The following is a 14,077-nucleotide window of genomic DNA, read 5'->3' as shown; positions in this document are numbered from 1 at the left end:
ATGGTCAGGTGTTGGAGCTCAATGTAGGCGTGTGCCGGGAGGGGAAAAAGTAGGGGTGGGGTACTTCATTTGTGAGGTGGTGTAATGAATTGATACACCTATGTCTCTACCGCTTACCCATTGAAGTCGTAGGTTGACACATCAGATTCAGTGGCCGAGAATCGGCCCCAAGAGCGCGAAACCGACTGCCATCAGGTGGCGATAGTCGGCGTTAGGAACCCCGTTGATGACCTGAAAATCAGCGTTCGGGTGAGACCTCTTCTCCCCTGCTTGAGGGAGCACAATATCAAGCAACTTTTTCGTGAAGGGCAGTCTGTTAAGGCTGCCCTTTTTGTTTGGGCCATCGGTAACGTTGGAACAGCAGCTCTCCATGCCGATGCTTGTTCAGTCCCTTTTTGTCACAGTTCATGAAGTTCCAGAGTACGTTGCCGTGATCGATATGGATCACGACCAGCATCTGGTATTTCGTGTTGTAGACACCGATGTATGTCAGTCGGAAAGAGTCGTCATCGTAGGAAATCTTCCAGATCTCTAACGGCTTTTTCAGGGTGTCTTGCGCGAAGTCTGTGAAGCGCTCCCGAGCATTCGGGCGTTTTTCCACAATGTGCAACAAGTGCTCGCGCCTCACCAGAACAGGGCAAATGGGTGTCTCAATCACTGTTGAATTGAGGCCGTCATGAAGTCCCAAGCCTTTGGCAACTTGCTCCCATGCAGCCTCCAGACTCTCGGCACCCGGACGTTCTCTGATCGCAGAAGTCAGTAACTCGGGATCAATGTCCCGAATGTCCGGTAAACCAAGATCCTTCCAGTTCTTTTGTTCAGGTAACGCCCTGCTCCCAGGCACACTCATTGGCATCCTCTCGCTAGCTTCGCGGATGCCGGCATTGCCTGGATATCCAATGGCCTCGGACTGAAAAAGTCCCGAAATTAACTGCCTGATATTTCAGCCACTTGTGCTGCGGTAATAAATCAGTCCGTTCTTGTCTTTCAATAGGAGGCTTCCGGCATCAACGCTGAACAGCGCGAGAGGGCTGTACGAAATTGTCCCAGCCGCTGTAACCCGACCGCACAAAAAAGTGCCCGGCTCCTTCGAGTCGGGCACTTTTTTTGACCCCAATCACCCCCACGTCACCAAAAACCCCGATCCTGTGTCAGCCTCCAGCCATCGGCGGGGACATCAATTCGCTACTAATTGCGCGACAACTATGCTCAGGTACAGGAATATAGCCAGCAAATGGCGCCGTTCAGGCCGTCACGTACACAACAATACCCAGCCCACTTCAGAGGGCATTACCCATGGATAGCAGAACCTTACGCAACCTCATGCGCATCGTGCAGACCGGCTCCTTGTCGGCCGCAGCCGAGCATTCGTGCCTGACTGTGCAGGCCTTGGCCGCACAGTTGAACAAGGTCGAAGAGCAGTTCGGTTTCCGCTTGTTTCGCCGTTCCAACAAAGGGCTGACGCTGACGCCGCAAGGCACGGAGCTGACGCCTTATATGGACAGAGTGCTGATTGCCACGCGGCAGATGGAAGAGAAAGTCGAAGCGTTGAAGGTGCCGGGACAGCGCACGTTGAAAGTGGCGTTGAACACCACGCTTGCGCCGGACTTCAACCGGCGAATGATCGGACGCCTGATCGAGGTGTTTCCCGATTACCAGATGGAATTCAGCTACGCCGAGTCGATGGAAAACCTCAGCAAGCTGAAGAACGAGGACTTCGACCTTGCGGTGTTGATCGGCCCGCAGCGTCCGGGTTTGCCAAGCATTGTCCTGCCTGAAGTGCAGGTGCAGGTGGTCGGCGCTCACTGTGGTCAGGAGAACGATCCACTGACGTTGCTTGGTAACAAGTTTCAGGTGCGTCCCGCAGAAGATTGTCCGTATTCCCACAGCTTTTTGCGTTTTCTCGACGCGGGGCTGGGTAATCACGAAAACAGCCAACGGACGATTTACTCCTGCAGCGAAACGCTGACCCTGTCGCTCATCACCCAGATGGACGCGGTCGGCATGGTCTCCCGCGAGGCCGCGCAGAAGAACGGCCTGACGATTTTCCCCGGGTTTGAGGATTTCCTCGAAGTACGCCTGGCGGTGAACAATCCGGATCTGTCCGGCCAGGCGTTGAACGACGTGGTCGATCTGCCGCTACATGAACGAGCCGAGCGCAATGTACGCAGCCGTCCCAACCGCCACACTGAGAAAGAGGTTTTTGCTGAAATACGCACATAACAGCGTCGGAATCGCTGCATAGAATTCCGGGCGATCGAGCTGTATGTGCTGATCCTTGATCAACAAGGGTGTCAGGCTGATCGCAGCGACGATCGCCACCGGCAGGTATTCCAGCGCCCGAGCGACGAAGGGCGGCCAGTGCTCGGTATTGACCTGCAACGGCAAGGCCCGTGGCAGGAAGGTCACGGCCATCATCAGCGCGACCACCAGAATCAGGAACGTTTGGTCAGGCATACACCCACTCCGCAGCCCACAAACGTGGCAATGAAAACGTTGAATGGCGAGCTGCCCACCAGACTCAGTGCGCCCATGCAGACGACTGCGGCCATAGCGGCGATGAGTTTGTTGCGGGTGTTGCACAGCGAGACCAGCACGTAGAGCATCATCGCGGTCAGTGCGTAGTCGAGCTGGTATTTGATCAGGTGCGAGGCGTATTGCGCGCACAGGGCGCCGAGCAATCCGCCGATCACCCAGGAGGTGTGGCAGAACAGGTTGAAGCCGATCAGATATCGAATGTTCACCGGCGCACCAGTGCCCAGTTTGACGCTGTGGAAGGCGAACGATTCGTCGGTCAGGCCGCCGGCGTAACACCAGCGCTCCATGCGGCTCAGGCCCAGCGCCCGCAGGGCCTTCGCCATGTAGACCGACATCAGCATGTGCCGCGCATTGATCAGAAACGTGGTCAGCACGATGGTAGTCAGCGACGCCCCGCTGCTGATCAGCGCCAGCGCCGCGAATTGCGAAGCCCCGGCATACACGAACAGACACATGGCCACCGGCAGCCACAGCGGCAGCCCGGCGTTGACCGCCATCAGCCCGAACACGAACGACACGGTGAAGTAACCGGCCACGACCGGGCTGGCTTCGGCAAAGGTGCGCGATGGCTGACGGTCGACCATCAGCGGCGCACTGCCGGATGTTTCATTCATAGATCCCTCTCAAATGTCCGCTCGCCGTGAGGTTCGCAAAAACCCTGGGCCGTCCAGAAACGCTTGCCCGCGAGGTTAGCATCGTCGACGAACAGAAACATCCGCAGTACACCGACTCGCTTCATATCGGCCGACGCCGCTTCCACCAGCCGTTGGCCCACACCTTGGCTGCGATAGCGCAGGCTGACCGCCAGATGGTTGATGGTGCCGCGACTGCCCAGCATGCCCCCCAGCACCGCGCCGACGATTTCGCCTTCGACATCGAAGGCGAGATAGGCCGTGGTGGTTTTCTGGATCAGTACGCCCCGCAGGCATTTGGCGTCCTGCCATTCGCAGAACGACACTTCGTCGAACTGGCGGAAGAAACGCTCCATGCGCTGCGCGTCCTTGGCCGTCGCGCGCCGCAGCACCACCGGCGTCGAACACTCGAGGCCGTCTACTTGGGTGATCTGATTAGCAAACAATGTCGAAAGCGGTCCCGGGCCGCGAGAAAGAAATCGCCAGGATCTGCCGGTACGCCATGGCGTGAGAGTGAGTGTTGCGAGCCGGTGTCACGTAGTGGCGCATGTCGCGGTCGAGGAAGTAAGTGGTGTCGAGGATTTCCTGGTAGGTGGTCGACGCCAGTTGATGCTCGTGGATGTCGTACAGACGACTCTCCGCACCCTCGACATTATTGCGGCCCCAGAAGTGCACGCCGCTGAACGGATAACCGTCGCAGTGAATCCCTTCCGGGGTGATTTCCAGTTGTTTGCCGGGCTTGATCTCGATGCGGATCTGATGGATCTGGCACTGCCAGATTTCATCGTGCAGCTCTTCCGGCAGAACGCTTTTGTACACTTCAAAATCGGTGTCGATCAGGCTGCGCATCACCGGCGAGCTGATGACTTCGTCCGAGAAGTCCTGGAAGTGACGCACCACGCCGCCCACATAGCTGTTGTTGGCCTTGGACTGCACGTACGCGCGATGTTCCAGCTGCTTCAGTTCGCGAGTCTTGGGGTTGTATTCAAAGTCGCTGTAACGACGGTAACGCATGCCGGCTTCGGCCTGACCGTAGTAACTGTCAGGCTCCATGTTTTCCCAACTTTTGGTCAGTCTGACGAAGTCGGCGAAATGACCGTAGAGATTGAAGTCAGCACCCTGCACATTGGCGTACTTGTCGCGCCGTAGCGATTCGCCCACTTCTCTGGTTAAAACGATCATTACCAAATTCTCCGCTGCATTGAGCGGCCTAATCTATTAGGTGGAGAATTTGCGTCCATGAGAAAGAATTTCAGGCATTTAAAGCCCTGTTTGAAACGCGATTTGAAACGGCTTGAAAGTGCATTTCAAATGACAAAAACACGGGTTTTTATGCTGTTTTTTCAAAAAGCGTCAAAAAAAAACCCCGAACAAGTCGGGGTTTTTCTGTCGCGCTTTGCGGGTTCAACCGATCATCAGAAGATGTTGATCGGGTAATCCACGAAAACACGCAGCTCGTTACCGCTGACGTTGTATTCGCTGGATTTCTGCGAAACACGCAGGATCGAGCTGCGCAGCTTGATGCTCAGGTCTTTGGCCGGGCCACTTTGCACGACGTACTTGAACTGGTTGAAGTATTCGCGCTCGGTACCGCCAGTGCTGGTGGAGGTGGTGATGTTATCACCACGCACATACGCAAAGTTGTAGCTCAGACCCGGTACGCCGAACGCCGTGAAGTCCAGACCGTAACCCAGCTGCCAGCTGCGCTCGTCTTCCGCGTTGAAGTCGGACCAGTAGGAGTTGGCCAGGTAGATGGTATTGCCACCGTCACCCACGCGACCCTGACCTTTCTGGTAACCGCCGTAGGCGTAACCCAGGTTGCTGTCGCCAGTGGAGCGCTGGTGCGCCACGGTGAACGAGTGCGGGCCGGTGGCGAAGGTTGCTGCCAGGCTCCAGATCTTGTTGTCATCGCCGGTCACACCGTTTTCGCGGACGTAGGAGTTGTCCAGCTTGGTGCGGTAACCGTTGAAGTCCAGGGTCAGGGACTGATCCTTGTCGATCGGGAACACGTAGTTGGCGTTCACGTATTGCTTCTTCAGCACGTCTTCGACGTCGGAAGCGTACAGCGCAGCCTTGAACTGTTCGGTGAACTGGTAGCTACCGCCCAACACGTTGATCGACTTCAGACCACCGCTGTCACGACCTTCAGCGCTCTTGCGCGATTCGGCGGTGAAACGACCGGCATCCAGTTGCAGACCTTTGATTTCTTTGGAGGTGATCAAGGTACCGGTGTAGCTTTCCGGCAGCAGACGCACGTTGTCGTAACTCAGCACCGGCAGGGCCGGCATCTGGTCGCCGTAGGTCAGCACGGTGTTGGACAGACGGAATTTCACCGCTGCGCCGCCCTTCGACAGATCGTCAGCCGCGTTGCCGCTGTCACCCTGTTTGAAGAAGTCGATACCGCCGGCGCCGCTGCGGCCCTTGCCGCCGTCCAGACGCAGTGCATACAGACCGAACGCATCCACACCTACACCGACGGTGCCCTGGGTGAAACCGGACGAGAACGTACCGATGGCCGCCTGGCCCCACTCGGCCTTGTCCTGGTTGCCATCTTTGTAGTCACGATTGATATAGGCATTGCGCAGCAGCACTTTCAGACTGCTGTCTTCAACAAAACCCTTGGACTCGGACTGGTCGCTAGCCATTGCCTGAGTGGCGCTCAACATCCCCAGTGCGATCAAACTGATTCGCTTGTTCAACATTTTGTTTTCCTTATTACGGGTTGAAACGCGCTGTGTCGAACGGCTGAAACGGCGCTTGGTGCACTCTTTTATTCACCCCGAAACAAAAAGACCCGCTCAAGACAATGTCATGGCGGGCCTGCTCCTGATTTTGTGTCATGGCGGTTAGCCACAGGCGTTGGGCCGAATCGTAGCCGCGCCCTCAACAATGTGTCAATTTCAAGAATCGTCTTTAAATAGGCGAAAAACGTCTAAAAAAAGTAAATTTTGCGATGGCTTCGTGCACGGAATTGCTCTCCATCAGGGATTTTGATGCTGGATCACGCGCAACCGTCGAGGCCACAGACTGGCAGGGTTTCAGTCCTTGGCGCAGGTGTAATTGACTCACTTAACCATTGGGCGAAGGCTTGTGGCTTGCCCAGCCACGGCCCGATATCAACCAGTGTGAACTGACCGTCTCGCTCCAGTGCGAAAGTTGGAAAACCCTGCCCACCGAGTTTGGCCAACAGGGCGCGGCTGTTCTTTATGTGTTGTTCGGTGTCGACGGACTGCATGGCATTCAAGAACATCTCGGCGTTGTAGCCCTGCTCCACCGCGTATTCCACAAGCACACTTTCGTCGGCAATTCGCCGCCCCTCGACATAGTGCGCAGTTTGCAAACGGCCAAGTAGCTCCAGGCCACGACCATCGATTTTTTCCGCTGCCATCACAGCTGCAATCGGTGGTGCCGAATCAAACACCGCCGAGTGATCGCGCAACAGGCCTTCGAAATAAGCTTCGCCGAATGGCTGACCGGTGTATTCGGCAATGCGCCGGTCATGAGGCATCACGTAATTGCGCAGTTGCGGCGAAACGCTTTGGCGGTTCGCACCGGTCATCATGCCGCCGGCGTGGGCGATCACCGGCAGCACGTGCTGTGCGGCCTGCACCAGGGGTTTGGCGCCATAGCACCAGCCGCACAGCGGGTCGTAGATGTAATGAAGCGTCATTGGAAAGCTCCGGTCAGAAGGTGGGAAAAATGATGTCGGCACATTAGTCCCTCAGTCGTTGTGGAAAAACGCCGGAATGGCTTTCAGTCTGTTTCGGCAATCGGTCAAATGCGCTTTTTGTCCGCTACAACACAAACCTGAAATAAATTGACACAATCAAACAACGGAACCTTTCAGGAATAATTAACGGAAGTAAATGCAAAGCATTACCATTCGCGCGCTCGAATTCTTCTACCCTTTCGGATGCGCTTTTCAATGCCTGCCCCGTTCCGCCTTACGCCCGTCACGCTTGGGCTTTCTGCCTTTTTGTCCTCCGGTTTTGCTTACTCCGCGACCGAACTGCCCGCCACCTCGATCAGCGCCGAAACCCAGGCCGACGACCCGCGCGTGAAGGTCAGCAACACCGCGACCCGCACCTCAACCCCCGTTCGTTACGTGCCGCAGGCGATCGATTCGGTCAAGACCGCCAACGTCGCGGATTACGGCACCAATGACATCGAAGATGCCCTGAGCGGAATTCCCAACGTCAGCGGCGGTGGCGACACGCGCTTCGACAGCCTGCGCATCCGTGGCTTCGACGCCAGCAACGACTTCTATCTGGACGGCATCCGCGACGACAGCCAGTACAAGCGCGATCTGCACAACATCGAACGCGTCGAAGTGCTCAAGGGCCCCGCCGCAGTGCTGTACGGCCGTGGCAGCCAGGGCGGGATCGTCAACCGCGTCAGCAAGGCACCCGAATTCGGCCGCCGCTCGACCATCGAAGCCCAAGGAGGCAGCGAAGACCTGCGCAGCCTGTACGCCGACCTCAGCACCGACCCGAGCGACAACATCAGCCTGCGCCTGAACATGGGCAACATGGACGAGAACAGCTTCCGCGAGGGCGTCAGCGGCAACCGCCAGCTGTTCGCACCGTCGATGAGCTGGCAGCTCACGCCTGACCTGAACTGGCTGGTGCAATACGAATACAGCCGCTACAACCGCACGCCGGATCGCGGTATTCCCGGGGTCGGTGGACGTCCGGCAGATGTCGGCCGGGACACGACCTACGGCAACGATCACGATTTCATCGACGACAAGACGCAGTCCCTGCGCTCGAAGCTGAGCTATGAAATCAACGATAACTGGCAACTGCGCCACACGCTCGGTGTGTTCAAGCTCGACAGCGATTTCGACAACACCTACCTCACCGGTTACACCCCGGCGACAAAGAAGGTCACCCGCCAGCACTGGCAACAGGACCTGACCACCCGCAACGTGTTCAACAACGTTGAGCTGGAAGGCGGATTCGAAACCTTCGGTCTCGAGCACCGCTTGCTGACCGGCCTCGAAACCGGCAGCCAGCGCCGCGACCCGACGCTGTACAACGCGGCCACCGGCCGTGGTACTCAACCGGTACCGTCGCTGGATCTGTACAACCCCAACCGCGACCTGCGCCACACCGGGCGCATGCAGGTGTCGAGCAGCAGCCACACAGAAGTCGAAAGCCGCGCGGTCTACGTTCAGGATCAACTGCGCCTGAACGATCAATGGCAATTGCTGGCCGGCCTGCGCTACGACACCTTCGACATCGAGTCGACCAACAAACTGCGCAACATCTCCGAAGACCGTGACAGCCACAGCACCAGCCCGCGTTTCGGCGTGGTCTGGACGCCGCTGCAGAACCACTCGTTCTACGCTTCGTGGACCAAGACGTTTTCGCCAGTGGGCGGCGGTCTGATCGGCATCACCCCGGGCGCGGCCGGCAATACCAATGACCTGAGCCCGGAGCTGACCAAGCAGAAAGAAATCGGCGTCAAGAGCGACTGGCTCGACGATCGCCTGAGCACCACCCTCGCCGTCTATGAGCTGGAACTCTACAACCGTCGCACCACCGATCCGAACGACCCGACCCTGACCGTGCTCAGCGGCCTGCAACGCTCGCGCGGGATCGAGCTGACAGGTACCGGCAAGATCGTCGGCAACTGGTACGTGCGCGGCGGCGTCGGTGTGCAGGACGCGACCATCGAGAAGGACAACAACGGTCTGGAAGGCAAACGCGTGAACAACGTGGCCAAGCGCAACGGCAGTCTTTTCCTGACCTGGAAACCGGAAATGGGCTGGTACGCCGAAACCGGCCTGACCCTGGTCGGCCAGCGTTATGCCGACAACGCCAACACCACCGTGCTGCCGGGCTACGGCCGTTGGGACGCACTGGTCGGCTACCGCCACAAAGACTGGGACCTGCGTGGCGCCCTGAACAACATCACCGACCGCGAGTATTACTCGTCGGCCACCAGCGCATTCCAGATCCAGCCAGGCGCACCGCGCAGCCTGGTGGTCACCGGCACCTACAGCTTCTGATATAGCGCCCATAAAAAAAGCGCTGCCATCCGGGCAGCGCTTTCTACAATCCTTGTTTGTTCTTCTTATCCTTCCATCACATCCCAAAGTGCATCCAGTTCGGCCTCGCTGAACAGGCCAGCGGGGTAACGCTCGATCATCATCCGGCGCGGATCAGGTTCCCTGATCTGACGCGTTCCATTGGATTTCAACCAGTGCGCGACAATCTGGAGCGACTCACTATTAACAGCCATGGGATGCAACGTCCGCTCGCTGATTACGTTCACTTCGGCGTTCATTTCAGCGCTCTCTCCCCGTTCGTGAGCGGCTAAGTTATCCAAGGTTTATGACAGAACTGTTGAAGTTCTCCCCCCTCCCTAGTGCGCCATGACCGATACAAGAGCTATGCCAACGTAATGAAATTGTCGACCAGCGGACATAAAGAAACCCGCAGTCCTGACGGGCTGCGGGTTTCGCTTCAAGCGTGGGCAACAAATGACTGCCCGGTCGTTTTTTCAATCAACTCAAGCTGTTACATCCGCACTCACTCTTTGTGCGGCGCGGGTTGCTGCTGGGTAAGGCAGTGAATATTGCCGCCCCCCAGTAACAGTTCGCGGCCCGGGACCATTACCACTTCATGTTGCGGGAACAGGTTCTGCAGGATCTCGCGCGCCGGGGCATCCATCGGGTCGTCAAAGCTCGGCGCGATGATGCCGCCGTTGACGATCAGGAAGTTCACATATGAACCGGCCAGACGCACGCTCGGGTTGCGTTCCTGTGTGCCGTCCACCGGATCCACGCCTGCGCATTCCTCTTCGGTGGCAAACAGCGGCCCCGGAATCGGCATCTTGTGCACCGTGAACGGGCGGCCCTTGGCGTCGGTGCTGCTTTCCAGCACTTTCATCGCTGCCTGGCAGCGCGGGTAGTTCGGATCCTGCGGATCGTCGGTCCACGCCAGCAGCACTTCGCCCGGACGCACGTAGCAGCAGAAGTTATCCACATGGCCGTCGGTTTCGTCGTTGAACAGGCCATCCGGCAGCCAGATGATCTTGTCCACGGACAGGTTTTCGCTGAGCACCGCTTCGATTTCTTCGCGACCCAGGTGCGGGTTGCGATTGCGGTTGAGCAGGCATTCTTCGGTGGTGATCAGCGTGCCTTCGCCGTCGACGTGAATCGAGCCGCCTTCCAGCACGAAGCCTTCGGTGCGGTAGCGCGGGCTGCGCTCGATTTCGAGGATCTTGCCGCCGACCTGGGAATCGCGGTTCCACGGCGAATACAGACCGCCATCAAAACCGCCCCAGGCGTTGAAGTCCCAGTTCACACCGCGCACTTCGCCGGTGTTGTTGATCACGAACGTCGGGCCGCTATCGCGGACCCAGGCGTCATCGCTGGACATCTCGACCACGCGGATATTCGGCACGTCGAGGCGAGCACGGGCGTTTTCGTACTGGCCGGCGGAGACCGCCACGGTTACCGGTTCGAAACGCGCAATGGCTTTGGCCACGGCGGCGTGAGCAGCCTGTGCTGGCTTGCCGCCCAGACGCCAGTTGTCCGGACGCTCGGGCCAGATCATCCAGGTCTGGGTTTGCGGTGCCCATTCGGCCGGCATGTAGAAGCCATCGGCGCGTGGTGTGCTTTTCAATGTGGTCATGTCGATCAGACTCCAGGGAACCGTCGAGGTTTTTTCAACACGCCGTACAGGGTTGGACGACGGACTATGGCGACTTTATAAACGATAAATATCGGCTTTAGAAGCCATAAATAAAATACGACCCCAATTTAACCCGAAAAATACCGATACAAATCGGTATTTTTCGCTTCCGCATGGCCTCAGAGCCCTTCTTCCAGCACCTTCGCCAGCATGTCGACGAAGAAATCCACGCTCTGACGCGAGGTGACCATCGGCGGCTTGATCTTCAGGACGTTCAGATAATCGCCGGTCGGCTGCATGAAAATCCCCAGTTCCCGCAGGCGATCACACAACAGCGTGGTTTCCTCGGTCGCCGGTTCCAGGGTTTCCCGATTGCGGATCAGCTCGACCCCCAGATAGAACCCCGAACCGTGTACCGCGCCGACCAACGGATATTGATCGATCAACGCCTCCAGCCGGGCTTTGAAGTGGGCGCCGACCACCTGGGCGTTTTCCCAGAGTTTTTCTTCTTCCATCACATCCAGCACTGCCATGCCGATCTGGCAACTCACCGGACTGCCGCCGGCGGACGAGAAGAAATAACCTTCGGCTTCCAGCGCCTCGGCGATTTCCCGGCGGGTGATCACCGCGCCCAGCGGCTGACCGTTGCCCATGCCTTTGGCCATGGTGATGATGTCCGGCACCACGCCTTGCTCTTCGAAACCCCAGAAGAAGTGACCCATGCGCCCGTAACCGACCTGCACCTCGTCGGCGATACACACACCGCCACGGGCACGCACCCGTTCATAAACTTTTTTCAGGTAACCCGGCGGCAGCGAGATCCCGCCCGCGTTGCCGTAGACCGGCTCGCAGATGAACCCGGCCAGTTGCCGCTTCTGCTCATCGATCTTCGCCAGATGATGTTCGACGCTGCGCACATAATCCGGCGCCGAATCCGGGCCGCGAAATTCGCCGCGATAGGTGTTGGGCGCGGTCACCGCGTGTACCCAGTCCGGGCGACTGCTCAGGGCCTGCGGGTTATCGGCAATCGAGGTCGAGACCGCGTCCGCGCCGACCGTCCAGCCGTGATAAGCCTCCAGCACGCTGATCATGTCGCGTCCACCACTGGCGGCCCACGCCAGGCGGATCGCCAGATCGTTAGCCTCGCTACCACTGTTAACCAGAAACACCCGATCCATGCCCTCCGGTGCCAGTTTCAGCAATCGCTCGGAAAACTCGGCAACAGCCGCATAGTTGAACCGCGAGTTGGTGTTGAGCAGCGACCACTGCCGGCTCGCCACCGCCGCCATGCGAGGGTGACCGTGACCGAGCACCGCGACGTTGTTGAGCATGTCGAGGTAGGAGCGGCCCTGCATGTCGATCAGGTGATTGCGCCAGCCGCGTTCGACGCGCGGCGGGTCGACGTAATAGTGCTTCTGGGTGCGGGCAAAACTAGCGTCGCGGCGGGCCAGCAGGGTTGCTGCGTCCAGCTCCGGCTCGGCGTCGCAGGCCAGGCCCAGCAGTGCTGCCGGCGAGGGGCACAACGCCTGCCACGCCCCCGCGCGGGTCGGCGTGCAGAACAGCGGCGCTTCAAGCTGTGCGCCGCGAGTCATTTGCACGGTCAACGGACCATCCACCGAACCCAGCACCTGACCTTTCACCAGCGCCGTGCCGCCGTGCAACGAAGGTTTCACGCCCCACAGACGCAGGCTTAGTTGCGGGCCGTCGAGTCGCAGCGCGCCGTCGGCCGACAGTTGAAGTACGCCAGCAAACGGCGCTTCCACCGTCGAACCCTGAGGTACATGCAATTCAACGTGTAGCGGGAATGTCTCTGGCTCATCGGCGCTGTCGGGCAGGGTGCGCGACAACCGGTATTGCCCGTATCGACTGGCCGACAGACCGTGGATAGCGGCGGCCTCGCTCAACAGACGCTGATCAATGCCAGGCTGCTCCCAGTTGCCCGCCTCGAAGTGCGCGCTCAACACACCCAGATCGATCAACGCGAATTCGCGCCCGACCAGATCGGGCAATAACGGCGCGAAGCCTTCACTGTCGAAGGTCGGTAATGTCTGGCCGAGCGCCGTGAAAATCGCCGCCTCCATCAATGCCAGCGGTACCGAAGTGGCGACCCGGAAGATCTCCCATTCGTGGGTCAGGTTGTCGCGGCTGTAGGTATTGCCCGGATCGATGCTGACCTGTTGCTCGCCACTGAGCACCAGCACCGCTGCCCGCGCCACAATCAGCGGCCACAGCGCCAGCAATTCTTCGTGTTGCAGAGGATTGACCGCGTGATAGGCCTGCACTGCCGGCAGGATCACGAATGGATCGCCGGCGGCGTGATGCAGCAGTGCGGCGCAGGTAACCGACAGATCGGTGATGCGCCAGGTGCGAACCAGATCGCCGAAGTCGATGACGCCCTGCAATTCCCAGTGCCGCCGGGCATCACGCTGCCAGACCACGTTGTCGTCGGTGATGTCCATGTGGATTGCCTGCACCGGCAGCTTTTCCAGCAGCGGCTGCAAACGAAGCCTGGCCTGTTCGGCAGCCTCGGCGATCAACGCGCGCTGGCGTTCGTCGTCGATCACTGGCAGAAGATGTTCGATCAGTGCACTGGCGTGGCGCGCGTCCCATTGCAGCGTGCGCTCGAGACCCGGATGGTCGAAGCCGGCCAGGGCCAGATCCATTTCGCCGCAGAGCCGGCCAAATCCGGCGACGACTTCATGGCCAAGATGATCGAGCGCCGTCAGCGGCTGGCCCTCGATGTAATCGAGCAGCCGCACATGCACCGATTCTCCACCGACGTCCAGGGTCAGCAGGTCAGCGCCGTTAGTGGCCGTCATCACACGAGGAACCTTAACGGCACCCTTCTCGGCCAGATATTTCAGGCCCGCATGCTGGGCCTGCAGCTCTACCAGCGAATAGTCACCCCGGCAGATCTTCAGCACGAATCGCCCACGTTCGCTGTCGATTCGGTAATTGAGGTCCTGCTGACTGCCCAAGGCCTGCAATGTGCCGCTCAACCCGTATTGCTGCGCCAGCAGATGCCGGGCCTGCTCCACCGAAACCTGAGGGCTGGGCAAGCTGGCGCGATGAATCAACGTGGCGAACGACATGGAACGACCCCTGAAATTTTATTAGGCGCCTATATCGCCATTGCTTCAGGCGATAAGCAACCCCCCGACCATCCGCCCCCGACCTGCTGCGAGGCGGGCGATTTGCATGCGCCCCTCGCACCGATCGGCACTTTGCGCAAGAATGTCGCCCATTCACACCTGCCACTGGAAT

At 58.8% G+C, this 14,077-nt stretch carries 12 protein-coding genes; 2 read left to right on the top strand and 10 right to left on the bottom strand.

Annotated features, from left to right (window positions below):
• Positions 1–316: 316 nt before the first annotated feature.
• On the bottom strand, positions 317–850 hold the full coding sequence (locus N8H71_RS17020) for a PBECR2 nuclease fold domain-containing protein (protein ID WP_262194878.1): 534 nt from the start codon (positions 848–850) through the stop codon (positions 317–319).
• Between the two features lie 446 nt (positions 851–1,296).
• On the opposite strand from N8H71_RS17020, the gene N8H71_RS17015 reads away from it, so the two are divergent.
• A complete protein-coding gene (locus tag N8H71_RS17015) occupies positions 1,297–2,223 on the top strand; it encodes a LysR family transcriptional regulator (RefSeq protein WP_085608637.1) in 927 nt (308 codons plus the stop codon).
• On the opposite strand, the gene N8H71_RS17010 is transcribed toward N8H71_RS17015, so the two are convergent.
• From N8H71_RS17010 to N8H71_RS16985, 6 genes are all read right to left on the bottom strand, one after another.
• Positions 2,140–2,457, bottom strand: a complete 318-nt coding sequence (locus N8H71_RS17010; protein ID WP_007952614.1) for an AzlD domain-containing protein — start codon at positions 2,455–2,457, stop codon at positions 2,140–2,142. The genes N8H71_RS17015 and N8H71_RS17010 overlap by 84 nt on opposite strands.
• Positions 2,436–3,152, bottom strand: a complete 717-nt coding sequence (locus tag N8H71_RS17005; protein ID WP_085702720.1) for an AzlC family ABC transporter permease — start codon at positions 3,150–3,152, stop codon at positions 2,436–2,438. The genes N8H71_RS17010 and N8H71_RS17005 overlap by 22 nt, the downstream gene beginning before the upstream one ends.
• Positions 3,149–3,526, bottom strand: a complete 378-nt coding sequence (locus tag N8H71_RS17000; protein ID WP_007952618.1) for a GNAT family N-acetyltransferase — start codon at positions 3,524–3,526, stop codon at positions 3,149–3,151. The genes N8H71_RS17005 and N8H71_RS17000 overlap by 4 nt, the downstream gene beginning before the upstream one ends.
• 79 nt (positions 3,527–3,605) lie before the next feature.
• Positions 3,606–4,352 carry a 2OG-Fe dioxygenase family protein gene (locus N8H71_RS16995; protein WP_262194877.1) on the bottom strand — a complete coding sequence of 249 codons (747 nt, stop codon included), beginning with the start codon at positions 4,350–4,352 and terminating at the stop codon, positions 3,606–3,608.
• 233 nt (positions 4,353–4,585) lie between these two features.
• Positions 4,586–5,872 carry an OprD family porin gene (locus N8H71_RS16990; protein WP_262194876.1) on the bottom strand — a complete coding sequence of 429 codons (1,287 nt, stop codon included), beginning with the start codon at positions 5,870–5,872 and terminating at the stop codon, positions 4,586–4,588.
• A 299-nt stretch (positions 5,873–6,171) separates the two neighbouring features.
• Entirely contained in the window at positions 6,172–6,840 is a 669-nt protein-coding gene (locus N8H71_RS16985) for a DsbA family protein (protein ID WP_262194875.1), read from the bottom strand.
• 255 nt (positions 6,841–7,095) lie between these two features.
• Between N8H71_RS16985 and N8H71_RS16980 the strand changes: the two genes are divergently transcribed.
• On the top strand, positions 7,096–9,183 hold the full coding sequence (locus tag N8H71_RS16980; protein ID WP_262194874.1) for a TonB-dependent receptor: 2,088 nt from the start codon (positions 7,096–7,098) through the stop codon (positions 9,181–9,183).
• A 65-nt stretch (positions 9,184–9,248) separates the two neighbouring features.
• Here the strand turns inward: N8H71_RS16980 and N8H71_RS16975 are convergent, their stop codons facing one another.
• From N8H71_RS16975 to N8H71_RS16965, 3 genes are all read right to left on the bottom strand, one after another.
• Positions 9,249–9,461 carry a hypothetical protein gene (locus tag N8H71_RS16975; RefSeq protein WP_065257771.1) on the bottom strand — a complete coding sequence of 71 codons (213 nt, stop codon included), beginning with the start codon at positions 9,459–9,461 and terminating at the stop codon, positions 9,249–9,251.
• Between the two features lie 245 nt (positions 9,462–9,706).
• Positions 9,707–10,813, bottom strand: a complete 1,107-nt coding sequence (gene aguA / locus N8H71_RS16970; protein WP_262194873.1) for an agmatine deiminase — start codon at positions 10,811–10,813, stop codon at positions 9,707–9,709.
• A 179-nt stretch (positions 10,814–10,992) separates the two neighbouring features.
• Positions 10,993–13,905, bottom strand: coding sequence for an aminotransferase (locus tag N8H71_RS16965; RefSeq protein ID WP_262194871.1), 2,913 nt, complete (start codon positions 13,903–13,905; stop codon positions 10,993–10,995).
• Positions 13,906–14,077: the final 172 nt, after the last annotated feature.

Origin of the sequence: Pseudomonas koreensis, from assembly GCF_025447595.1 — a bacterium.
Taxonomy (GTDB): domain Bacteria; phylum Pseudomonadota; class Gammaproteobacteria; order Pseudomonadales; family Pseudomonadaceae; genus Aquipseudomonas; species Aquipseudomonas koreensis_H.
This window is presented reverse-complemented; position numbering and strand designations above follow the sequence as displayed.

Coding starts and splice junctions, on each gene's coding strand:
- N8H71_RS16975 (WP_065257771.1), bottom strand. CDS start 9,461: ATGAACGCCGAAGTGAACGTAATCAGCGAGCGGACGTTGCATCCCATG.
- N8H71_RS17015 (WP_085608637.1), top strand. CDS start 1,297: ATGGATAGCAGAACCTTACGCAACCTCATGCGCATCGTGCAGACCGGC.
- N8H71_RS16990 (WP_262194876.1), bottom strand. CDS start 5,872: ATGTTGAACAAGCGAATCAGTTTGATCGCACTGGGGATGTTGAGCGCC.
- N8H71_RS17020 (WP_262194878.1), bottom strand. CDS start 850: ATGAGTGTGCCTGGGAGCAGGGCGTTACCTGAACAAAAGAACTGGAAG.
- N8H71_RS16995 (WP_262194877.1), bottom strand. CDS start 4,352: ATGATCGTTTTAACCAGAGAAGTGGGCGAATCGCTACGGCGCGACAAG.
- aguA (WP_262194873.1), bottom strand. CDS start 10,813: ATGACCACATTGAAAAGCACACCACGCGCCGATGGCTTCTACATGCCG.
- N8H71_RS16965 (WP_262194871.1), bottom strand. CDS start 13,905: ATGTCGTTCGCCACGTTGATTCATCGCGCCAGCTTGCCCAGCCCTCAG.
- N8H71_RS16980 (WP_262194874.1), top strand. CDS start 7,096: ATGCCTGCCCCGTTCCGCCTTACGCCCGTCACGCTTGGGCTTTCTGCC.
- N8H71_RS16985 (WP_262194875.1), bottom strand. CDS start 6,840: ATGACGCTTCATTACATCTACGACCCGCTGTGCGGCTGGTGCTATGGC.
- N8H71_RS17000 (WP_007952618.1), bottom strand. CDS start 3,526: ATGGAGCGTTTCTTCCGCCAGTTCGACGAAGTGTCGTTCTGCGAATGG.
- N8H71_RS17005 (WP_085702720.1), bottom strand. CDS start 3,152: ATGAATGAAACATCCGGCAGTGCGCCGCTGATGGTCGACCGTCAGCCA.
- N8H71_RS17010 (WP_007952614.1), bottom strand. CDS start 2,457: ATGCCTGACCAAACGTTCCTGATTCTGGTGGTCGCGCTGATGATGGCC.